Origin of the sequence: Paenibacillus glacialis (genome assembly GCF_001637205.1) — a bacterium.
In the GTDB taxonomy this organism is placed as follows: Bacteria; Bacillota; Bacilli; order Paenibacillales; family Paenibacillaceae; genus Paenibacillus_AQ; species Paenibacillus_AQ glacialis.
The window spans coordinates 55,056-77,180 of the sequence record NZ_LVJH01000070.1; the positions used below are offsets into that span (position 1 = coordinate 55,056).

Below are 22,125 nucleotides of genomic sequence, written 5' to 3' on the forward strand. Positions count from 1 at the left end.
AGCCGTCATTCCTTTCCAAGTCGTTCTGGAATTTGTTCGTACACCTTCTCCGCAATGTCGGTAAAGATTACACCATTCAGGTGATCAATTTCATGCAAGAAGCAACGTGCTAGAAGCCCGCTTCCTGTGATCGTTATTTCTTTACCGTCTGAGTTAAGCCCCTTCACTGTAACCGTCTCAGCACGTCGAACATCCCCATTAATTCCAGGAATACTCAAACATCCTTCAGGACCGAACTGTTCTCCTTCGGATGCAACCAACTCAGGATTGATCATCTTGATCAGGCCATTCTCGTCGCCTACGTCCACTACAATTAAGCGTTTTAGAATGCCAACTTGAGGCGCCGCAAGACCTACACCTTCCGCGTCGTACATTGTATCCGCCATATCATTCAATAATTTCTGAACATTCGGTGTGATTTTTGTTACCTCTTTAGCGATTTTATGAAGCACCTCATCAGGTTCTAACACAATAATTCGGATTGCCATTGGTCTTAACACCTTCCTTAACAAAAGTCTCATGTATAATCATACGATTTATACTTAATATATGTTACTCACACTCACATTAACATTTGCGGATCAATATCTATGCTAATCTGAAAGTTCTTATCGTGTAGTGAATCTTCGATCTGTTCCGCCGATTCCAAGACAAGCCCGATTGCGTCAATGTTCCCACGCCATTTTATCATACATTGGAATCTGTATCTATTTTTAATCCTAGGAATAGGTGAAGCCACCGGACCAAGTACATCTAGCGCATCTGGCGTTAATCGGTCGAGATTACCGAACCATCCACGTTGTCTGGCCTTCCCTTGTATGGTAGAAGTCATATTCTCAGCCATCCTCAGGAGTAGCGGAAGTTGTTCATGGGACATCGTTACGAGAATTAATCGACAATACGGTGGATAATGAAGTACACGACGATGATTGAACTCTTCTCTTACGAATGAAGTATAATCGTGACCACTCGCATGAATAATAGAATAATGCTCAGGCGTATACGATTGGATCAGTACTTCACCTGGTAAATGATGTCGTCCCGCACGACCTGCTACCTGAGTTAACAGCTGAAATGTCTTCTCCGCAGCACGGAAATCTGGTAAATTCAATGCAGAATCTGCGGTGATGACACCCACGAGTGTCACATCAGGGAAATCTAAACCTTTAGCCACCATCTGAGTCCCTAGAAGTACATCAGCTTGTCTATCGCCGAACTGCTTCAGTAACTTTTCATGGGAGCCCTTCTCTGTTGTTGTATCCACATCCATCCGAATGACGCGAATGCCAGGAAACAACTTCGCCAATTCTTCTTCCACGCGTTGTGTTCCTGTACCGAAATACCGAATATGCTCGCTACCACACTCTGGGCACACTTGAGGAACAGGTTCCGCATAACCACAGTAATGGCAACGTAAATTATTCGATTTCTGATGAAACGTTAGTGAAATATCACATTCTGAACAACCAGCCACATAACCACAGCCACGGCACATAACAAAAGTGGAGTACCCGCGCCGGTTCAGCAGAAGTACCATTTGTTCTTTCTTCTCTAATCGTGAAACAATCGCCGCATGTAAAGATCGACTAAACATGGAACGGTTGCCTTCACGCAACTCCTCACGCATATCAACAATTTCTACGTCAGGCAATTTATTTCCTAAGGCACGTGTTGGCATTTCAAGTAACCATGGTGAGAAATCAGGGTTAGCTTGGGATTTAGCGGCATGATATGTCTCCAAGGAAGGTGTTGCAGAACCTAGAATGACCACAGCTCCAGAGCTTTGCGCACGACGTACAGCGACATTTCTGGCATGATATTTAGGACTCTCCTCCTGCTTGTAAGATGTTTCATGTTCTTCATCCATAATGATTAAGCCAAGGTTTGAAAAAGGAGCAAATACCGCAGACCGCGCTCCTACCACGACTGAAGCCTTACCTTCACGAATTTTGCGCCATTCATCATAACGTTCTCCACCCGATAATCGGCTGTGCATAACCGCAACCAAATCACCAAAACGTCCCTTAAAACGATCCACCATTTGAGGCGTCAAAGAAATCTCTGGTACAAGAACAACGGCCTGTCGATCTTGTTCCAGGCACCGTTGTATACTTTGCAAATACACCTCAGTCTTACCGCTCCCTGTCACACCATGTAGCAGAAACACACCATGCTTGTAAGCATTCAATGGATTCATAATCTGGTCATAAGCGCGTCGTTGTTCTTCGTTCAGAGTCAGTGGTGTTGTCGGTTTGAAATGCCGACCCTTATAAGGGTCTCGCAACACTTCGTAATCATCGAGCGTCACATACCCTTTTTCAACCAGACTTTTCACCGTGCCTGATGATACCTGAAGAGCAGACATGATTGTTTTCATAGCAACAGGAAGAAAATCTATCGAGTCCACAATAAATTGAAGTACTTCCTTCTGACGCGCTGCCTTTGCGGGAAATTGATCAATAATTTCTTGAGCAGCCTCACTACTGATCGCTAAATTAACGCCCTTGATCGTTTTCTTCTGCATCTTGTCCTTAATAGACTGATTTTCCTGCAACAAACCTCTTTTTAACAAGGATTTCAAAGCCACTGCACATTCTGGAAAAGCTTTACTCAGTTGCTGCGTCGTCACTTCACTCTTTTGAGCGATGAAAGAAATAATGTCCTGTTCTTCCTTATTCACAGATGATACTTCCGCGAAGAGTGTTTCACGATATTCAATATCCTCATGCTGATCAACATCTGAATGATTTATAGAAATATAACGTTCTGCTTTCCCCTTCAAGGCAGTGGGAATCATCACCTGCAGTGCTGTAATAAAACGGCAAGCATACTCGCGACTCATCCACTGGGCTAACTCTACAAGTTCTGGGGAGAGCGGTGGAATAATATCTAGCACTTCTTGAATCGGCTTCATCTTGAAGGTTTCCGTCTGTGACTGTGGATCTAGCGATATTACGAATCCTTGAACCGTTCGATGCCCAAAGGGTACGCCGACCCGGCTTCCTACCTCTACCCAATCGCGCATGGATTCTGGAATCAGATAGTCAAAAGGACGATCCGTTCCCCGAGCAGGAACATCGACTATGACTTTAGCTATTTGCATCAAGAGTGAACACCACATACTCGTTCTGCCATAATCGTAAGCAAGCGATGAGCAACTTCCTCTTTAGAGAGCATAGGCAATTGTTCTACTAGACCATTCCTATCGTGAATTTGCACAATATTTGTATCTGAGCGGAAGCCAGCGCCTTCCGTTGTCACATCATTGGCAACCATCAAATCACAGTTTTTGCGAATCAACTTCTCGCGTGTGTAAGTCTCCACATCATTGGTTTCAGCTGCAAAACCTACCAGGAACTGAGACTTCTTCATTCGACCCAGTTGCTCCAAAATATCGACCGTTTTCACCATCTCAAGTGTCATCGTCTCACCGGACTTCTTCATCTTCTGATCTGCAGCATTTCGAGGACGATAATCCGCCACGGCAGCAGCTTTAATGACAACATCCGTGTCTTCCCATAAAGCAAGGATTGCATCATACATATCTTGAGCAGACTGAACCGGAATCACATGGATATCTTTTGGAGGCGCTACATCAATATGCCCTGCCACAAGATATACTTCTGCTCCCATATCACGAGCTACTTTAGCGATAGCGATCCCCATTTTACCTGACGAATCATTCGTAATGTAACGAACAGGATCAATTCTCTCGATTGTCCCACCCGCAGTAACGATGATCTTTTTGCCTTCTAATAGCCTAGGCTTGACTTGTCCCACTTCAGCAAAATACTGTTCAATCACTTGTACAATACTTTCTGGTTCTTCCATACGACCTTTACCAACATACCCACAGGCCAATAAGCCTTCCCCTGGCTCTATGAACGAAACACCACGTGACTCAAGTATCCTCATATTCTCTATAACAGCAGGATGCTGATACATATGTACATTCATAGCAGGTGCCACCATAATAGGTGCTGTCGTCGCTAACAACGTCGTTGATAACATATCATCGGCTAGTCCATGCGCCATTTTGGCAATCATATTGGCGGTCGCGGGAGCAACAATCACCAGATCCGCTAGATCAGCCAAGTTAATATGGGAAACGACCGAAGGTTCACGTTCGTCAAAAGTATCACTGTACACCGGATTTTTCGATAGCGACTGCAATGTAAGTTCCGTTATGAATTGTTGTGCTGAAGATGTCATGATGACGTGTACATCTGCACCCTTTTGCACAAGTTTACTGCACAGCGTTGCTGCTTTGTAGGCTGCAATCCCACCGGTAACACCAAGCACTATTTTTTTACCGTTCAACATGTATACCCCCACCTTTCATCTGGAATACATAAGAAGAAACGGCTGTGCCGCCCTTTTTTTTAAGGACGGCATCCGTTTCTTCAAGCAGAACCGACTATGCCGTCCTCTTTCAAGGAGGTTATCCGTCTCTGCGGAAATATAAGAAATAGAGTATCAATATAGATTGAACTAAAGACGATACCCATATTCATGAATTTCTTTAGAAGTAATTGAATATGGGAGCATAAACTTTAGTTCAATCTATCAAGTGAAACTTATACTTTCTTATATTTTGAAAAAAAACAACAACCTTACGGTTGTTGGGTAACAAGAAGACTTACGGATATTACATAAACGTAATCAAACAAAATTACTTGTTATTCTCTTCCGCAGTTCCTGGTTCAATAACAATTTGATCAGCATAGATTTCTTCAAGAGCAATGCCAACATTTTTATGAGATTTAGTTTCTTTAAGCGTTGTTTTGCCGCCTTCACGCAATTGTCTTGCACGACGGGAAGAAGCTACAACCAACGAATACTTACTGTCAACTTTGTTCATCATTTCATCAATGGAAGGATATAACATGATAGGACACCTCTTTTTTTATTATGAAGTTCAATAGTAGTAGTCTTAATGTTGACTACTTCTAACCTCTAACCTTACAATGTTCGGCAATAACAATAGATTCTATTCGTTTACACGCTGCATCAATCTGATCGTTCACCACAGCATAATCATAATGCCCTACTAAACTGATCTCATCAACCGCAACCGAAAGCCTATGATCAATCGTAGCCTGACTTTCCGTACCCCGACCGCAAATGCGATCCTTCAGCTCATCCAATGATGGTGGAAGCAAGAAAATAAATATGCCTTCTGGGAACTTCTCTTTCACCTTAAGTGCACCCTGTACTTCAATTTCCAGAATGATATCTTTCCCACTCTGGAGAGTCTCCTCAACGAAATCACGAGGTGTACCATAGTAGTTACCAACATATTCAGCATATTCAAGAAGTTGATCATTCGCCATCATATGATTGAACTCATCATGGGACTTAAAGAAATAGTTCACACCGTTCTCTTCACCTAAGCGAGGAACACGTGTAGTTGCAGACACAGAATATACCAAATTATCCATCTTACCTCGAAGCGCACTACATACAGTTCCTTTACCAACCCCAGAAGGACCGGATAATACAATTAATAATCCTTTAGACATATTACTCTCCATCTTATTCGTCATTATCATCATCTTTGCTGGATAGACGATGAGCAACCGTCTCCGGTTGTACCGCTGATAATATGACATGATCACTGTCAGTAATAATGACAGCTCTCGTCCGGCGTCCGTAGGTTGCATCGATCAGCATATGCCGGTCTCTCGCTTCCTGGATAATCCGTTTAATGGGCGCAGATTCCGGGCTAACGATTGAAATAATGCGGTTAGCTGATACGATGTTCCCGAAGCCGATATTAATGAGTTTGATTGCCATATCTCAGTTCTTCCCCCTATACATTTGACACAATGCTGTCCGTAAAGGCATGATGCTTATTCAATATTTGCTGCTTGTTCTCGAATCTTCTCTAATTCTGCTTTCATCTCGACAACACGGTTGACCAAAGGCAAATGATTAGCTTTCGAACCGATCGTGTTGACTTCTCTATTCATTTCCTGAATTAGAAAATCCAATTTACGCCCGATCGCCTCATCCGAATGAAGTAATTCCTTACACTGCTCGAAATGACTTTGCATTCGAATTAACTCTTCGTCAATATTGGACCGATCCGCATAAAGAGCAATCTCCATTGACAACTTATATTCATCCAAGCTGAATGAAGGGTCCTGTAGTTCCGTAAGCCTTTGTCTCAACCTAATACGATGTTCCTCGACCACATGAGGTGCAAGAGCTAGCATCTCACCATGCAGAACCTGCAAACGATGTAATCGTTGTTCAACATCCTGAGCTAAATGAAGCCCTTCTTTGAAACGCATGATCTTTAGACTTTCAAGTGCACTCCGAAGTCCCTCCTGAAGAACTTCGCCCCATAACTCCATATCCTCTTCATCAACTGTAGGTATATGATCAGGAGAGAGCAGAACATCAGGAAGAGCGAGTATATCCTTCACTGTCAGCTTACCTTCCAGACCGTATTGATCATGAAGGATATCAACAGCTTGCAAATACGCCTTAACGGCGGAATGATTTAACGTGGCAAACGCCACATTGTCTAATTCCGCCTCTTTATTCATATAAATATCAATCCGTCCGCGCTTCACGTAACTCTGCACTGTTCTTCTCAGAACATCCTCGAAGCACGTCCATTCCCGAGGCATCCTGAGCACCACTTCACAGAAACGATGATTAACGGATTTGATCTCTATTTCAACCTTATACCCCCCATGTTGCAGGGCAGATTGACCGTATCCGGTCATACTGAATGACATCGGCACCACATCCATTAATCTATTGTAATTGATAATTATGAACGAAACAAGGGGGTTACTTCGCGACCGGACCTCTTCCAGACATACTCCGTCAATTCAACGCTCATCCCATAAAACATAAATGGCGTCATAATATAGATCCCATTAAAGTGTTTCATAGCTTCATCAATCAATTCTTTCGCAATGGTAACGCCCATCGCTCTTCCCTCTTCCCCTTCAAGACCAACCATACGTGCACGAACTTCTTCAGACAATTGGATACCCGGAACTTCATTGTGTAGATATTCAGCATTCCGACCACTTGCAAGCGGCATAATGCCTAAAAAGATCGGCATGTCCAAATGTGCTGTGGCTTCCTTAATCGAGCTGATCAGTTTCGGATCATATACAGGCTGCGTCATAATATAGTCTGCACCCGCAGCAATCTTCTTTTCTAGACGCTGTACAGCTTTATCAAGATGCTTCACATTTGGATTAAATGCGGCTCCTACTACAAAGTTCGCTTTCTGCTTCAATGGCTTTCCGGAGAACGCTATCCCATCATTGAGCTGTTTGATCATTCGGATAATCTCGAAAGAAGTTAGGTCATATACCGAACTTGATCCCGGCAAATCCCCGAACTTGGCAGGATCACCCGTCACTGCGAGGACATGATCGATCCCAAGTGCATCAAATCCCATTAAGTGAGACTGTGTACCAATCAAATTACGATCCCTACAAGCGATATGAATCAAAGGACGCATGCCCGTCTGATCTTGTATTAGATACCCTAAGGCCATGTTGCTCATTCGGGTTACTGCAAGCGAGTTATCGGCTAGTGTTAATGCATCACAACCTGCTTTCTTCAGCGCCTCAGCCCCGAGCATAAATTTATTGATGTCTAAGTCACGAGGAGGGTCCAGTTCAACAATGACCGTATGCCGTTGTTTAACAAGATCAACAATCGTAGGCTCACGATCATCTTCAACATTGTCATTCGTATGCTCATATACTACACGTGGCGCCGGAGACGCCAACACGCGATTTTTATCAATAGGATTAGGAACATAGCCCGTTAATGCCTTGGAAATCTCTTTAATATGTTCAGGCGTTGTTCCACAGCATCCCCCAACAATTCGGACACCTAAATCGGCAAATCGTAAGGCCATTGTTCCAAAATACTCTGGCGTTGCCGTGTATCGAACCTCTCCATCCACATAGTCTGCAACCCCAGCATTCGGGAATACAGATACAGGTACACCTAATTGATCCCCAAGACTTTCAACAGCTCGCATCATCCCATTGGGACCCGTACGGCAATTAAAGCCAATCACATCAGCGCCTTCTTGCTGTAAAATATGTAAAGCTTCAGTCATCGTATACCCATCCAACGTCCGCGCCACGTCTTCTACAGCAAATTGACATATGACAGGTAAATCACTGAGCTTACGTACTCGGGAAAGTGCAATGCTTAACTCTTCAACATCATAGAATGACTCTAGCAAGATGCCATCTACGCCTTCTGCTAGAAGAGCAGCAATTTGTTGTTCAAAATATATTTTAAGCCTCTTAGTAGATACATTTGTGCGCTTTCCTCCACGTATAGAACCCACAGCACCTAGTACATAACCGTCAGGACCCGCTGCATCCCGAGCAATTCTCACGCCAGCGCGATTAATTTCTTCCACCTTAGTTTCCAGTCCATATTTAGACAATTTATCAAAGTTAGCAGAGAAGGTATTTGATTCTAATACCTGAGCTCCAACCTCCACATATCGACGGTGAACATCCATTATTACTTCTGGTGCAGTTAGGTTTAATTCTTCATAAGAAATTCCCACGGGGAAACCCATTTGATATAAAAAGGTACCCATCGCCCCGTCCCCGATTAGCACATTATTCTCCCATGCTTGCCGCAAATCCGGTTTCATGTTTCCGTCCTCCACCCTGATAATAGTTTCGTATAAATGTATCATATATCACTATTAAAGATAAGCGTTCTATATGAAAATAGTTCTAGGAATTAGGAGATTAGAATAGAAAAGCCTGTAGCCTTATATCTTTCGATACTAGCTACAAGCTAAGTTAAGTCGTATTCGGACTGAGTCTAGACGCTTACACTTCTATCTTTCCTGTATACACTACAGATGCGAGTCCTGTCATATACACATGGTTGTCATCTTCGTTCCATTCAATGAACAAGTCGCCACCCTTAAGGCTAATCCATGCTGAGCGATCAGTAGTTCCATTCAGTACAGAGGAGACGAGTGTGGCACATGCCCCCGTTCCACAAGCTAGTGTAGGCCCCGCACCGCGTTCCCACACGCGCATATCTACATGACTCCGGTCTTGTACTGTAGCAAATTCCACATTCACTTTTTTCGGAAAATAAGGATGTACCTCAAGTGCTGGCCCCCATGTACCCAAGTCAAATGAGACCGCATCCTTCACATAAATCACACAGTGAGGGTTGCCCATGGATACGGCAGTGAAATGAAATTGCTGTCCATTTGCATCGATGGGTTGATTCACGACTGGGTTAGCTTGAATTGTCGTCGGTATTTGAACCCCATCTAGCATGGGTTCTCCCATATCAACCGTTACTTTCTCCACATTGCCATCCTTCACTTGAAGCTGTACCTGTTGTGCGCCCGCTCCTAAGGTTTCGATCGTGATCTTATCCTCCGTAACATACCCATGATCATACACATACTTCGCTACACAACGAATGGCATTACCACACTGTTCTGCTTCTGAACCATCGGAATTCATAATTCTCATCTTGAAATCTGCAACATCCGAAGGAAGGATGTACACAAGTCCGTCAGCACCAATACCGAAAAATCTATTACATAAACGAACAGCTAACTCCGAAGCATTGAGAGGAAGTTCCTGTTCCCCGTATACAACAATAAAGTCATTACCTAATCCGTGCATTTTTGTAAATTCCATGTTTATCTCGCTCCTCTACAGCATCTACAACTACTGTAAAATAGCATATCGTACAGTCCTCACAAGAATCTATTGATTTTATGCTGAAATCTTTGTACTTTTTGCCACGATTCGTTGATTTCCACCCGTTCTTGTCTTTCTTCCTCCCCAGACACTACCCGCTCCCATCAGGAACGTAGGAATGCCAGCTGCCACAATGGTAAGCGCCCATTCCCGTAATCCGAGTGGTACGGTTTTGAATATCGGTTGAAGGGGTTCAATATAGAACACGCCCAACATAAGAAGGACTGAAGAAAGCACAGCCAGAACCAAATATTTATTCTGAAATGGATTGCGATGGAATACAGAACGAGAACTCCGGCAATCAAATACATGGAATAACTGAGCCATAACAAGTGTAGCAAATGCAACGGATTGTGCCTTCAGTAACTGTCCATCTTGATCTGGAGCAACACGTAACGTGAGCCAAAATGCTGCAAGCGTACATATTCCGATTAGAAATCCGCGGCTAATAATTTTCCAACCAAGCCGACGAGCAAATATGTTTTCTTTAGCACCACGCGGTTTGTGCTCCATCAGGTCTTTCTCAGGTTGGTCAACGCCTAATGCCATCGCAGGTAACCCATCCGTAACGAGATTGACCCATAATATCTGAATGGGTAGCAGTGGTAGTGGTAGTGCAAGCATCATCGCGAAGAACATCGTCAAGATTTCCCCCACATTCGAAGCGAGCAGATAACGGATGAACTTACGAATATTCTCGTAGATGTTACGCCCTTCTTCAATCGCAGATACAATAGTAGAGAAATTGTCATCGCTAAGAATTAACGAAGAAGCTTCCTTCGTTACATCTGTTCCAGTGATGCCCATCGCTATACCGATATCTGCTGCCTTGATGGCAGGCGCATCATTCACACCATCGCCTGTCATGGCAACCACGTGTCCCTTACGTTGTAATGATTTGACGATGCGAAGCTTATGTTCTGGAGATACTCGAGCATAGACATAGATTTGATCGACCTTAGCATCCAGTTGATCATCACTAAGTCGTGATAGCTCCTGTCCAGATAGAGAGAGACCGCCCCTAGGCAGAATGCCAAGCTGATGAGCAATCGCTTCCGCTGTTGTGCCATGGTCTCCTGTAATCATGACCGTCTTAATACCTGCGCGACGACACGTGGTGATTGCATCTTTCACTTCACGACGTGGCGGATCAATCATCCCAGCAAGTCCTACAAAGACCAGTTGTGATTCCGCTTCCGACTCACTAGCCACCCTTTCTTGCGGACGCAATTCCCGATACGCTGTACCGAGAACTCGTAATGCGCCAGAAGACATCTCTTCATTCGCAGTCAACACTAGCTTACGCATCATACCTGTGAATGGAATAGCATTTCCTCCCCATAGGATATGAGAACATTGATTCAACAGCACATCTGGTGCTCCTTTGGTGTATAGAAGTCTTCCTCCCTGATGCGTCACAATAACGGACATGAGTTTACGTTCTGAGTCGAAAGGAAATTCTTGCTCGCGTTGATACACACTGCCAAGCGAATGCGGTGACATGCCCATTTTGGATGAAAGAGCTACAAGTGCACCTTCAGTCGGGTCTCCCTTCAAATCCCATGAAGAAGTAGTCCCTTTCTCCTCTTTAATCTTTTTCTTCCCACGTGTCTCGTCAGATACATTCTCTACGATCTCCGAGTTGTTACACAATGCACTGATCTGAAGCAAACGGCGCAAGCTCTGATCATTCTTCAGGTCAACTGGACGTTTAGCTTCTAATATTTGCCCGATCGGAGCGTATCCGTCCCCTGTAACCTCCAAGGATCTGCCTCCAACCCAGACGGACGTAACCGTCATCTTATTCTGAGTTAACGTTCCCGTCTTATCCGAGCAGATCACAGATGCACAGCCAAGCGTCTCTACAGACGGCAGCTTACGAACAATCGCTTTACGCTTAATCATCCGCTGCACACCAAGTGCCAATGCTACAGTCACGATAGCCGGTAGCCCTTCAGGAATTGCAGCGACGGCTAAACTAACGCCTGCTAGTAACATACCCATAGGAGGCTGTCCGTGTAGAATACCTGCACCAACGACCATTATGGTCAAGGCCAATGAGAGTATAATTAGAATTTTCCCAAGCTGTTCTAATCGATGTTGCAGTGGCGTTTCCATGGATTCAGTATTTTGAATCAAATCAGCAATTTTACCCATTTCCGTGTTCATACCTGTACGTACAACGATACCTTTGGCTGTACCTCTAGTCATCATCGTACCCATGAAACCGATATTCTTCTGATCACCGAGCGGCACGTCTTCTTCACTAATGACTTGGCAATGTTTCGTAACGGGTAACGATTCACCTGTCAGTGCAGATTCCTCAACACTACAGCTACTCGTCTCAATCCAACGTACATCTGCTGGAACTCGGTCCCCACTTTCCATAACAACCACATCACCAGGCACAAGTAAGCGGGTTGAGATAATGTCTAATTTACCTCCACGTAATACTTTGGCAGTGGGCGCTGATAACTGCTTAAGTGCACGAAGCGAACGTTCTGCACGGAACTCCTGAATAAACCCCAATACGCCATTCAAGAGAATAATAGCGATGATCGTAACAGCGTCTAAATATTCACCTAATAAACCAGATATTAGCGTTGCCCCCATCAATACAACGACCATGAAATCTTTGAATTGATTCAAAAATAGAATAATGGGGGAGATTCGTTTCCCTTCGGTTAACTCATTTAATCCACTCTTCTCCCTAACTTGTTTCGCTTCCTCTTCCGTGAGGCCTTGCTGTGGCTGAACACCCATAACATGCTGTAGCTCTTCCGCATCCATCTGATGCCATCTTTTCAATTCCATGCTTTTACGTTCCCTCCCGGTCTACTGCAGTTTTTAGCGGCGTAACAGCTTTTCCACCTGGTATAAGGTAATAATATTCGGACAGGGGTTAAAATATCACCGGGCTTCCTCTTAAGTTTTTGTCCAAACTATGGCATCATAGAGAAAGTAAGATTTAATGAACCACTATAAACAATACTTAGATGATGGAATCATGCTTGAACATGATAGATGGGAGATATAGATTATGGCATTAGATGGTATTGTCACAAGGGCTATTGTACAAGCGCTACAAGTATATAAAGGTGCCCGCATTAACAAAATATATCAACCGAACAACCGCGACATTCTTTTTACTCTGCGTTCTAGAGAAGGGAATTCTAAATTACTACTCTCAGTCAATCCGACCTATCCACGCGTACAAATCACATCGAAAAGCTTCTTAAACCCACAAGAAGCGCCAATGTTCTGTATGCTTATGCGTAAACACTGTGAGAGCGGTACGATCGAAGATATCCAGCAAGTAGGGATGGAGCGAGTGATCCATATCTCCATTCGTCAACGTGACGAGCTTGGAGATGTGTCTTTGAAGAAGATTATCATTGAACTCATGGGGCGACACAGCAACATCATTCTCATGGATGCTTCAACCGGAACCATTCTAGATGGTATTCATCATGTCACGCCTGCGATCAGTAGTTTTCGCATAGTCATGCCCGGTGTCGCTTATACAGAGCCTCCAGAACAGAATAAGCTGAATCCACTTGAAATCGATCAGGAAACGTTCACCGAGTCTTACAAGGATACGGACCAAGAGCCTATTTCTTGGATTGTCGACTCATTCAGTGGACTAAGCCCATTAATTGCACAAGAAATCATATTTCGTGCGCGCCAAGAGGGTCATGTCACAGAACAAGAAGAAAGAATTGATGCAACTATGCTATGGCAAGCTTTTTCCCAAGTCATGGAATCTGCAAAGTTGCATCAGTATGAACCCGTTATTGGGGCCAATGCCAAAGGGAAACTCGTGTTCTCTGCCATACCTCTTAAGATGCTTGACAGCGAGGTAACCACATACAATTCCATAAGTGAATGTATGGAGGAGTATTACGGAGATAAGGCAGAACGGGATACCGTCAAGCAGAAGGTAAGTGATCTACTTCGCTTTCTTAACAATGAACGGACCAAGAATATTAAAAAGCTCGATCATCTTAATGAAGATTTAATCGAAGCTGGAGACGCAGATCAATACCGTATCTGGGGCGAGCTTATCTTTGCTTCCCTTTACATGATCAATAAAGGGGACTCAACCGCTCAGTTAATTAACTTCTATGATGAAGAACAAGCGACGGTTGAAATCCCGCTCGATCCGCTATTAAGCCCTACTGATAACGCTCAACGATATTTCAAGAAATATAATAAATACAAAAATAGTCTTGTCGTCATCGATGAGCAGCTACACAAGACACGCGAAGAAATTCGGTACATGGAAGAACTATTACAACAACTTGCGCACGCTTCGATGAACGATATTGAGGAAATTCGCGAAGAATTGATCCAGCAACAATACTTGCGAGACCGAAGTAAGAAGACGAATAAGAAGAAGGTCAAGAAGAAGACCGATCGTCCTACCCTACATGTATTTACGTCTTCAGAAGGAATAGATATCTACGTAGGTAAAAATAATCTACAAAATGAATATGTCACTAACCGTTTGGCAAGCCCAAATGACACTTGGTTGCACACCAAGGATATCCCTGGGTCACACGTTGTTATTCGTAGCGAAGAGTTCGGAGAAGCCACACTGGAAGAAGCTGCTCAGCTTGCAGCTTATTTCAGCCAAGCCAAAGAATCAAGCAGCGTGCCTGTCGACACAACCTTAATCCGACATGTACGTAAACCAAGTGGATCGAAACCTGGTTTTGTCATTTATGACCACCAGAAGACGCTGTTCGTTACACCTGATGAGCGACGTATCAAGGAATTGGCGAGCATCATTAAGAATTAGACATACTTTCAATAACATAATAAGGACCTGACGTTGAACATATACGTCAGGTCCTTATTATGTATGTTGTTCCAGTTCAATTTAAAGCTCGATATCCTATCTCTTCTTCAATTGTTCCAACACATCTATGGAGACCGTTACACTTCCGATATCGCCATGAAATACAACACCTTGTCTCGCGCCATGGAAATCCGAACCACCTGTAACGATCAGATTATATTCTTCTGCCAGAGCAAGATAGCGAGACTCTTCCTCTTGCCCATGATCAGAATGATAGACTTCAATCCCTGCAGGATTTGCCCTCTCGATAATATCTCGAACGAGTGCATCATCTTTATACAATCCTGGATGAGCAATGACCGGCGCCCCTCCTGCTTCTCTAATCCAATGACAAGCATCTTCTGGCGAAATACGTGTCTCAGATATGAAGGCTTGCGCTCCTTCCGCTAAATAACGATCGAACGCATCACGCATATCAGAGGCATATCCCTTCTCAACTAATACATCCGCTATATGCGGACGCCCAATGCTCTCATCAGGGAGTAACGGACGGCCTAGTCCTTTTACTACATCATCTAAGGTGATGTTGACACCTAACTCCTGAAGTTTATCTATGATTTTCCCATTCCTTAACTGTCGAGTTTCACGAAGCTCTTCAAGCCTTAAACGGAATTGAACATCCTTATAATCCACATAATAACCCAGTACATGAATATCTTTTCCACCCGCACGGGTACTGATCTCAACACCTGGAACGACAACAATGCCATATTGCTCACCCGCTACCATTGCTTCTTCAATGCCAGCTACCGTGTCATGATCAGTAATACTTACAGCAGTGAGGCCTCTCTCTTTCGCTAACTGAACATTAACCTTTGGTGCTTGCATACCATCCGAAGCTTGTGTATGCGTATGTAGATCACATCGTGCCTGCTCTTTGTTTATCATCTCAGCTTCTCCTTCATCAATCGAAATGCATATTAGCGTTGATTTTAGTTGAATTGTATAGAACTTATGGAGTTTATGAAGCAGGTGCAAATTCCTCACAATACTATTGTAACGTAATCATCTGGAATCACACAAAAAAACATGCAGTTCAACGTCTGCATGTTACATACTTCGTAAATCATCATCATTTCATAGATTGCTAGATTCACTTCCGTTTACGAGTGTTCTTGAGCAGAGTCATCCTACGACTATGTCTCAACCAAGAATAATATGATTTCAAATCTCTTAATTCAATCGTCTCTGACATTTTCCCTAGGTACGTGACAATGATCATCTTATGAAGCGTATTCCCTATGAGGTCAACTTCACTTTCGAGCTTGGTAAATTCAGCTACAACAACAATATCTTCATCAATCAAGTATACATCTTGCTCATTACGGTAGTAGGGAGTTATCCTGTTCTGCTTCAAACATTCCCACATCCATGCTGCAATCTTATTGAAATCAACCTCTCCATCTTGAACCCGATCCATATATCGAATTCTCGCATGGCTAGTGATGACGATGTCGGCTACCCGTTTATCACCAAGAACCACATAAAACGGTTCATAAGTGCTGAAACGTTCCATTCTCTTGTCGCGCATGCGGTATCACTCTCCACCGTATAGGTCTTTATATCTACTCTGTTATGTATTTATACCTATCATATTACATTATATACCTACCAATCACAAGCTAGGTTACAAGCCAAGTAGAAACGGCAGCGCCGTCCTTCTCCAAGGACGGCACCCGTTTCAGCGGAAATATAAGGAATAGAGTATCAAGTGAAACTTATACTTTCTTATATTTATAAAAAAACGGCCCTCTACAGGGCCGTATCATCGTCATAGATAGAAAAGATATGGTGAAATATATGATAAATTACTTCTTAGATGGATTACTTCTTAGATGACTTTAAAGACCGTAGTAGCTCGTTTTATCCTGGGTATCACTGCTATATTCAGTCTGAATTTCGTTCCGATATGAGCGTTCAATCTTACGTACATAGGAAAGCCGACGAATGTTCTTAGAAACTTCTTCAGCACGGTCAGCATTTACATACATCGCTACATAATGCATTTTTTTGGATATATAATGAACCGTTCCGTATTTCTCCAGATTCCGGGCTGCTTTTAAATCATTCACCCAAATAATATATCCTGTTCGTTCCGCAAACATCTTCTTTCCACCTCTCTTTCTACAACTTTTCACCTAACCGCAAGAACATTTACCACCACTGCTACAACCTTTAGGCTGCGGATCATTGCTAGGCACTTTAATACTATCCGATACCGAGAATGCAATAGTCTCCGACATCTGATGAAGCATATCATCAAGTCTCTTTTCTGCCTTTTGGAAATTCTGAACTTCCTCATACATTTCTAGATCCATTTCCACCGCATGCACCGCATCTTTAGCTGCATGATAATCAGGGTGAAAATGTCCAAAACGTTGTGTTTCATCAAACAATTCTTTCTTAGCAGCTAATTGCTTAACCAAAGATTGGATGCCCTCATGAGCATCAACTTGCCGCTTCCAATATAGATAATCTGACACATCGACAGACTGATTAATCAAATCGCCTAATTCATATGCGTACATCAACACTTGTTGCATGTCGACTGATTGTAATTCAGATACGCTCATGAACTTCACCCTCTACTCTATAAAAAGTTCTACTGATCTTTCGTAGACTACTCCATCATATCATATCAATCACTTCTTATGAAGCGTTTTCCATATCGTGTCATAATGGTTTTATTAGGTGAAATTAGGCACAATCAGCCTCAATTCCTTCCAATCACTTGGAGACAGTTGAATTCGTTCATATTGCATTACCGCAGGGTTATATACTTCTCCTGAAATCTCATAAGGATTATGGCTCACCTGTAACGGAATAAAATCAACTTCAGAGCCATCAAGAGATAACTTCACCTTTGTCTTCCAAAGAAGGGCTTGTTCCATCATTTGAATGCCCGTTGAGAAGTGGTAGCTTCTAAATTCCTTAATCCACATCTTAGGAATTTGCTCGATACCTTGAAAGAACGATTCAGGTATAGGAATATTATCTTCAACACGAAATGGATGAACACTACAATATTCTTTAATAAAACGATGTTTCTCATAAACCCATGTTTCGTTCACGTGTTGTTCTGATAGACTATCCATCATTTCTTCTACTCTCGATGAAGACAAGAATATTTCTGCATGATTCGTCTCTTTATCCCACTGTCTAAGTGTCAAAGATATATGTTCCGGCACTCCTGTCTCAGCGTATTCCGTCATGAACCTCATGACCTCGTCAATACCCATGCCCCTTTTAACAGCTTGCGTAATGCTATCCTTCGATAGTCGATATATGGACATGCGGTCACTCTTACGGATATCCGTGAACATCATTAATTTCCAACGTAATAAATAGGGGATATCCGGTAATACAATAATGTCGAAATCAGGTTGTACATAAAATCTACCTGTTGGGTTCTCAAGTGGTGTGTTTAAGCTCGCCATATCATAATTAAATGCATTCAACACTTCATTAGATGAAATACTCCAACGAAAGCAAATACGATTGCCTGACAACATACCCACATCCATCCAACCAAAACCAGCAAGAGCACATAACCACGCCTTAGCTTGTATACTCATCTCCACACGATGAGAGCTATCTAACATCTGTTGCTGAGTCATCCAATCTAATAGTGGTTCTATCTCAACCCAATTACCAGAAAGTAAGGCTGGTTGACAGATCGAACAGCACAAGTGTTGCATTTCGGAATGATATGTTCCATATCGCTCGGTCACTATTTTAACAAGCACACTTGTCATTTGTTCCGCATTCAAGTTTAGCCACATACACAACGCTTTCTCTTGTACTACGATATACTTAGGCTCTCTCGCTATCAATTTTAAGCAATGCAGTAAATCTAAAATGATCGCGACATGTAATGGAACATTCTCAGCATTAGTTAATAGTAATGTAAGCTCATTCAAATCCTCTGCCTTTAAATTCATTCTTTCTGCAATCTTTTGAATACTTTTCTTATGTACGGTACCTTTAGTTGTAAGTGCTATTTGATCCAGTGCAATGAATACTAGCACATGAAATAGGTCAAGAACGAGCCCCGGTTTGGCCTCTTTCATAACTAGTACTTCTTCCTTCACTTCTAATAGTTCGTGTGTGTACAAGATTTGGTGAAGCAGCGGTAGCAGATCCATTGGGATATAATACAACTGCTCCCCCCATGAATGCTGTTGAGTACGAATATAGCCTCTTTTTCTAAGCACTAGGAACGAAAGAAGATGCTCTGCCCCACTGTATCCCTTCACTCGCAACTTCATGAAATTAGCATCATTAAATGACTGACCTGCAAAACTCGCGTAAACTCTTCTCAATATCTCTTGTTCACAAGTACTTAGCGAGGATATATCTGTTACGTTTTTAACATATGGTTCATCTAAGTTCATTGGAGGACCGCCCCTCCTTCTGTATAGCTATCTGTAGCCTCTACTCGCTCAACAGTATCCGGTTGAATCTGAATGGCATATTCATATCCTTGTTCTATAAGAAACATTTGGCGTTGGATCGCAAAATCTTCCTCTTTGCTGTCTTTCGTCACTAACGTATAGAAATAAGCTCTATTATCTAAGGATTTGGGGCGTAATATTCTACCAAGCCTCTGAGCCTCCTCTTGACGCGATCCAAAGCTTCCCGACACTTCAATTGCTACAGATGCATCTGGTAGGTCTACGGCGAAGTTAGCTACTTTAGACACCACAAGAACTCGCACCTCACCTCTTCTAAAAGAATCATATAAACCCATTCGCTCCTGCTGCGACATCTTCCCGCTAATAAGTGGGGCCTTGATAGATGCTGCAATCCATTCAAGCTGATCTAAATATTGCCCAATTACGAGAACACCGGAGTGTGGATGTTGCTGTAAAATGCTAATAATAACAGGTAATTTATCTGGATTCTCTGCTGCAATCCTAAATTTATGTTTACCTTCAGCGCGGTGATACCTATCCAACATATCATTCGCCATGGACACCCTGATCTCTACACAGTCAACTTTTGCGATCCAACCCTTTAATTCCAGTTGTCTCCAAGGCATATCATAACGTTTCGGCCCTACTAATGAGAATACATCTTGTTCACAACCATCCTCACGGACCAGTGTCGCTGTTAAGCCTAACCGACGTGTCGCCTGAATTTCTGCCGTCGCACGAAATACGGGTGCTGGTAAAAGATGAACCTCATCATATATAATGAGACCCCATTGCCGTTCATTAAAGAGCTTCATATGTTCAAATTCACTATCTTTCGTACGCCGATGCGTAAGAATTTGATACGTCGCAACCGTTACAGGCTTAACCTCTTTTTTCTGTCCCGAATATTCACCAATCTCAGCAGACACAAGGGTTGTCTTTAACTCTAATTCATCCATCCACTGCCTCACAGACGTTGTATTCGACGTTAAGATCAATGTCTCACATTGCAATCTTTCCATAACAGCCATGCCAATTACCGTTTTCCCCCCACCACAAGGAAGTACAACCACCCCGCTACCTCCACTGCCAGGTAAGCCTTCAAATGCTTTGACCGCGTCCTTCTGATAATCTCGCAATTGAAATGCTTGATTCACTCCCTCTTCCTTCCAAGAGAACGATAACCGTTGACCATCATCATAACCAGCCAGATCGAGAATTGGGTAACCTAGCCTTGTTAACTCTTGCTTCAACCAACCACGACGAGCTACGTGGAACGCCAATTCTGTCATAGAGATTCGTCGCATATCTAACGTTAGCATTCCCGTCCGCTGAATGATCTCGTCCATCAGTTGCGAATCCGTACTTTTCAGAATCAGTTGGTAGGGTACATTTAGATCTATTACAAGAGTTAGCTTTCCATATCGAGAGACAAGATCTCGAATATCCTGAATTAATCCTAATGGAACATCCCAGCGTGACATCGAGTGAAGACTATCCATAACCATTGTGGCAGACCATCCCAGTGCAGCAGCATTCCATAAAGAGAGTGGCGTAATTCTATACGTATGAAATGAGGAAGGACTCTTCACTAATTCTGCAAAACAGGAAAGCTGTTCGCGTGCCTCCTCAAATGCATCATGTCCGCATTCGAGCAACACCATTCGATCATGTTGCACAATACATGGCTTACTGTTATCCATGACTACCTCCCTCTCTAAAATGTGAATCGTATCAAACTTATGTGACTCCTCAATCGCGAAAAAGTCCATCTCCATAACGTGCTAGAGATGAACTTCTTGTTATAGCTTTTCCCAAATCAGAGAGGATCATGCAATATAAAACAAACTGAGCTCCTATTACTAGGAATCTCAGTTTGTTTGCATTTCATAACTACGACTACGACGAATGTGATTCAACCATAGCTACGATCATTTTGACCCCGTCACGCATTGCCGCTTCATCAAAGTCAAAGAGAGCATGATGATGGGGGTAGTCCATCCCTCTGTCCTTGTTACCCGCCCCTATAAACATGAAGCATCCAGGCACTTGTTGTACATAATATGCGAAATCCTCTGCAGGCATAAGTTTAGGCAATGTCTGAACACACTCAGTTGCGTATATTTTCAATGCTTCATCAAAGAAACGCTGCACTTCGTAAGCATCATTCACAAGCGGAGGATATCCCATGACATAGTCTACCGTTGCTTCTGCACCATAGGCTTGAGCTGTAAGTGATGCCATTGATTCAATTCTTTGTCGAATAAGCCCCCTCGTTTGCTCATCAAAGGTTCGGACCGTGCCTGTAATTTGACACTTTTCTGCAATCACATTCTGAGCTGTCCCACCTTTAATCGTTCCTACGGTCACAACAGCTGGTAGAAGCGGATCAACAGAACGACTGACGATACTTTGTAATTGCATCACAAGAGCTGAACCCGCTACGATACTATCAATGGTCACATGAGGGACCCCTCCATGACCACCTTTTCCAATAATATCAATAAAAAATTCATCAGCCGCCGCCATAAACGGACCTGCAGCACTCCCAACAGTTCCTACCGGAAGGGGTGTCCACAAATGAAGACCATAAATAACATCTACGCCTTGCAAGACACCACTCTTAATCATACCTTGTGCTCCGCCAGGACACACTTCCTCTGCCGGTTGAAATATAAATATGAGTTCTCCTCGAAGTTGACTTCTATGATAGCTAAAGTAAGTCGCCACACCCAGCAGTATGGAGGTGTGACCGTCGTGCCCACACGCATGCATAACGCCGTTCACTTCAGATGCATATTCACACTGCTTCTCATCTTGAATCGGAAGGGCATCCATATCTGCACGCAGAGCAATCTTCCTTCCTGGCTGTTCTCCTTTAAGAGAAGCAACCACTCCGTACCCTCCTCCGAAGTTCTTCTGCACTTCTATTCCAAGATCACGTAATGTGGTCGCCACGAATTCGGATGTATTCTTTTCTTGATAAGACAACTCCGGATGAGCGTGCAAATACCTTCTCCACGCGATCATTTTAAGCTGTATTTCGTTTAGAAGCCTATCGTCAATCATCATAATCCGCTCCATTTCGGGATGTCTAGTCCAAGTT

General features: G+C 43.2%; 18 protein-coding genes. 1 reads left to right on the plus strand and 17 read right to left on the minus strand.

The genetic code is table 11. From position 1 onward, the window contains the following. Positions 1-5: 5 nt before the first annotated feature. The 10 genes from def to PGLA_RS23060 form a co-directional block, all read right to left on the minus strand. Positions 6-488, minus strand: a complete 483-nt coding sequence (def, locus tag PGLA_RS23015) for a peptide deformylase (RefSeq protein WP_068537503.1) — start codon at positions 486-488, stop codon at positions 6-8. Positions 489-562: 74 nt separating this feature from the next. Continuing rightward, positions 563-3,103 carry a primosomal protein N' gene (gene priA, locus PGLA_RS23020; protein WP_068537505.1) on the minus strand — a complete coding sequence of 847 codons (2,541 nt, stop codon included), beginning with the start codon at positions 3,101-3,103 and terminating at the stop codon, positions 563-565. After that, a complete protein-coding gene (gene coaBC / locus PGLA_RS23025) occupies positions 3,103-4,323 on the minus strand; it encodes a bifunctional phosphopantothenoylcysteine decarboxylase/phosphopantothenate--cysteine ligase CoaBC (protein ID WP_068537507.1) in 1,221 nt (406 codons plus the stop codon). Before coaBC ends, priA begins: the two co-directional genes overlap by 1 nt. A gap of 349 nt (positions 4,324-4,672) precedes the next feature. Beyond that, positions 4,673-4,888 carry a DNA-directed RNA polymerase subunit omega gene (gene rpoZ / locus PGLA_RS23030; protein ID WP_068537509.1) on the minus strand — a complete coding sequence of 72 codons (216 nt, stop codon included), beginning with the start codon at positions 4,886-4,888 and terminating at the stop codon, positions 4,673-4,675. Positions 4,889-4,949: 61 nt separating this feature from the next. Further along, positions 4,950-5,522, minus strand: a complete 573-nt coding sequence (gene gmk, locus PGLA_RS23035; protein ID WP_068537952.1) for a guanylate kinase — start codon at positions 5,520-5,522, stop codon at positions 4,950-4,952. A 13-nt stretch (positions 5,523-5,535) separates the two neighbouring features. Continuing rightward, complete coding sequence (remA, locus tag PGLA_RS23040; RefSeq protein WP_006209218.1) at positions 5,536-5,796, minus strand: extracellular matrix/biofilm regulator RemA; 261 nt, start codon at positions 5,794-5,796, stop codon at positions 5,536-5,538. Positions 5,797-5,852: 56 nt separating this feature from the next. Continuing rightward, complete coding sequence (locus PGLA_RS23045; protein ID WP_068537511.1) at positions 5,853-6,749, minus strand: YicC/YloC family endoribonuclease; 897 nt, start codon at positions 6,747-6,749, stop codon at positions 5,853-5,855. A 35-nt stretch (positions 6,750-6,784) separates the two neighbouring features. After that, entirely contained in the window at positions 6,785-8,659 is a 1,875-nt protein-coding gene (locus tag PGLA_RS23050) for a bifunctional homocysteine S-methyltransferase/methylenetetrahydrofolate reductase (RefSeq protein WP_068537513.1), read from the minus strand. A gap of 184 nt (positions 8,660-8,843) precedes the next feature. Further along, complete coding sequence (dapF, locus tag PGLA_RS23055) at positions 8,844-9,680, minus strand: diaminopimelate epimerase (protein WP_068537515.1); 837 nt, start codon at positions 9,678-9,680, stop codon at positions 8,844-8,846. 78 nt (positions 9,681-9,758) lie between these two features. After that, on the minus strand, positions 9,759-12,557 hold the full coding sequence (locus tag PGLA_RS23060) for a calcium-translocating P-type ATPase, SERCA-type (protein ID WP_068537517.1): 2,799 nt from the start codon (positions 12,555-12,557) through the stop codon (positions 9,759-9,761). A 226-nt stretch (positions 12,558-12,783) separates the two neighbouring features. On the opposite strand from PGLA_RS23060, the gene PGLA_RS23065 reads away from it, so the two are divergent. Further along, positions 12,784-14,544: an Rqc2 family fibronectin-binding protein gene (locus PGLA_RS23065; RefSeq protein ID WP_068537520.1), complete on the plus strand. Its 1,761-nt coding sequence runs from the start codon at positions 12,784-12,786 to the stop codon at positions 14,542-14,544. Positions 14,545-14,640: 96 nt separating this feature from the next. Here PGLA_RS23065 and PGLA_RS23070 read toward each other — a convergent pair whose 3' ends face one another. The 7 genes from PGLA_RS23070 to PGLA_RS23100 form a co-directional block, all read right to left on the minus strand. Then, on the minus strand, positions 14,641-15,492 hold the full coding sequence (locus PGLA_RS23070; protein WP_068537522.1) for a PHP domain-containing protein: 852 nt from the start codon (positions 15,490-15,492) through the stop codon (positions 14,641-14,643). Positions 15,493-15,697: 205 nt separating this feature from the next. Continuing rightward, positions 15,698-16,135 (minus strand): hypothetical protein, encoded by a 438-nt coding sequence (locus tag PGLA_RS23075; RefSeq protein WP_068537525.1) that lies wholly within the window; start codon positions 16,133-16,135, stop codon positions 15,698-15,700. Positions 16,136-16,445: 310 nt separating this feature from the next. Continuing rightward, positions 16,446-16,709 carry a YlbG family protein gene (locus PGLA_RS23080; RefSeq protein WP_068537527.1) on the minus strand — a complete coding sequence of 88 codons (264 nt, stop codon included), beginning with the start codon at positions 16,707-16,709 and terminating at the stop codon, positions 16,446-16,448. 33 nt (positions 16,710-16,742) lie between these two features. Then, positions 16,743-17,177 carry a YlbF/YmcA family competence regulator gene (locus PGLA_RS23085; protein ID WP_068537529.1) on the minus strand — a complete coding sequence of 145 codons (435 nt, stop codon included), beginning with the start codon at positions 17,175-17,177 and terminating at the stop codon, positions 16,743-16,745. Positions 17,178-17,291: 114 nt separating this feature from the next. Continuing rightward, positions 17,292-18,998, minus strand: a complete 1,707-nt coding sequence (locus tag PGLA_RS23090; RefSeq protein ID WP_068537531.1) for a helicase-associated domain-containing protein — start codon at positions 18,996-18,998, stop codon at positions 17,292-17,294. Further along, positions 18,995-20,722: a DNA repair helicase XPB gene (locus PGLA_RS23095; RefSeq protein ID WP_068537533.1), complete on the minus strand. Its 1,728-nt coding sequence runs from the start codon at positions 20,720-20,722 to the stop codon at positions 18,995-18,997. The genes PGLA_RS23090 and PGLA_RS23095 overlap by 4 nt, the downstream gene beginning before the upstream one ends. Before the next feature lie 196 nt (positions 20,723-20,918). Further along, positions 20,919-22,103, minus strand: coding sequence for a M20 family metallopeptidase (locus tag PGLA_RS23100; RefSeq protein WP_068537536.1), 1,185 nt, complete (start codon positions 22,101-22,103; stop codon positions 20,919-20,921). Positions 22,104-22,125 lie beyond the last annotated feature (22 nt).

What these genes read in the sequence shown, in the direction of transcription:
- def (WP_068537503.1), bottom strand. Translation starts at nt 488, where the DNA reads ATGGCAATCCGAATTATTGTGTTAGAACCTGATGAGGTGCTTCATAAA.
- priA (WP_068537505.1), bottom strand. Translation starts at nt 3,103, where the DNA reads ATGCAAATAGCTAAAGTCATAGTCGATGTTCCTGCTCGGGGAACGGAT.
- coaBC (WP_068537507.1), bottom strand. Translation starts at nt 4,323, where the DNA reads ATGTTGAACGGTAAAAAAATAGTGCTTGGTGTTACCGGTGGGATTGCA.
- rpoZ (WP_068537509.1), bottom strand. Translation starts at nt 4,888, where the DNA reads ATGTTATATCCTTCCATTGATGAAATGATGAACAAAGTTGACAGTAAG.
- gmk (WP_068537952.1), bottom strand. Translation starts at nt 5,522, where the DNA reads ATGTCTAAAGGATTATTAATTGTATTATCCGGTCCTTCTGGGGTTGGT.
- remA (WP_006209218.1), bottom strand. Translation starts at nt 5,796, where the DNA reads ATGGCAATCAAACTCATTAATATCGGCTTCGGGAACATCGTATCAGCT.
- PGLA_RS23045 (WP_068537511.1), bottom strand. Translation starts at nt 6,749, where the DNA reads ATGTCATTCAGTATGACCGGATACGGTCAATCTGCCCTGCAACATGGG.
- PGLA_RS23050 (WP_068537513.1), bottom strand. Translation starts at nt 8,659, where the DNA reads ATGAAACCGGATTTGCGGCAAGCATGGGAGAATAATGTGCTAATCGGG.
- dapF (WP_068537515.1), bottom strand. Translation starts at nt 9,680, where the DNA reads ATGGAATTTACAAAAATGCACGGATTAGGTAATGACTTTATTGTTGTA.
- PGLA_RS23060 (WP_068537517.1), bottom strand. Translation starts at nt 12,557, where the DNA reads ATGGAATTGAAAAGATGGCATCAGATGGATGCGGAAGAGCTACAGCAT.
- PGLA_RS23065 (WP_068537520.1), top strand. Translation starts at nt 12,784, where the DNA reads ATGGCATTAGATGGTATTGTCACAAGGGCTATTGTACAAGCGCTACAA.
- PGLA_RS23070 (WP_068537522.1), bottom strand. Translation starts at nt 15,492, where the DNA reads ATGATAAACAAAGAGCAGGCACGATGTGATCTACATACGCATACACAA.
- PGLA_RS23075 (WP_068537525.1), bottom strand. Translation starts at nt 16,135, where the DNA reads ATGCGCGACAAGAGAATGGAACGTTTCAGCACTTATGAACCGTTTTAT.
- PGLA_RS23080 (WP_068537527.1), bottom strand. Translation starts at nt 16,709, where the DNA reads ATGTTTGCGGAACGAACAGGATATATTATTTGGGTGAATGATTTAAAA.
- PGLA_RS23085 (WP_068537529.1), bottom strand. Translation starts at nt 17,177, where the DNA reads ATGAGCGTATCTGAATTACAATCAGTCGACATGCAACAAGTGTTGATG.
- PGLA_RS23090 (WP_068537531.1), bottom strand. Translation starts at nt 18,998, where the DNA reads ATGAACTTAGATGAACCATATGTTAAAAACGTAACAGATATATCCTCG.
- PGLA_RS23095 (WP_068537533.1), bottom strand. Translation starts at nt 20,722, where the DNA reads ATGGATAACAGTAAGCCATGTATTGTGCAACATGATCGAATGGTGTTG.
- PGLA_RS23100 (WP_068537536.1), bottom strand. Translation starts at nt 22,103, where the DNA reads ATGGAGCGGATTATGATGATTGACGATAGGCTTCTAAACGAAATACAG.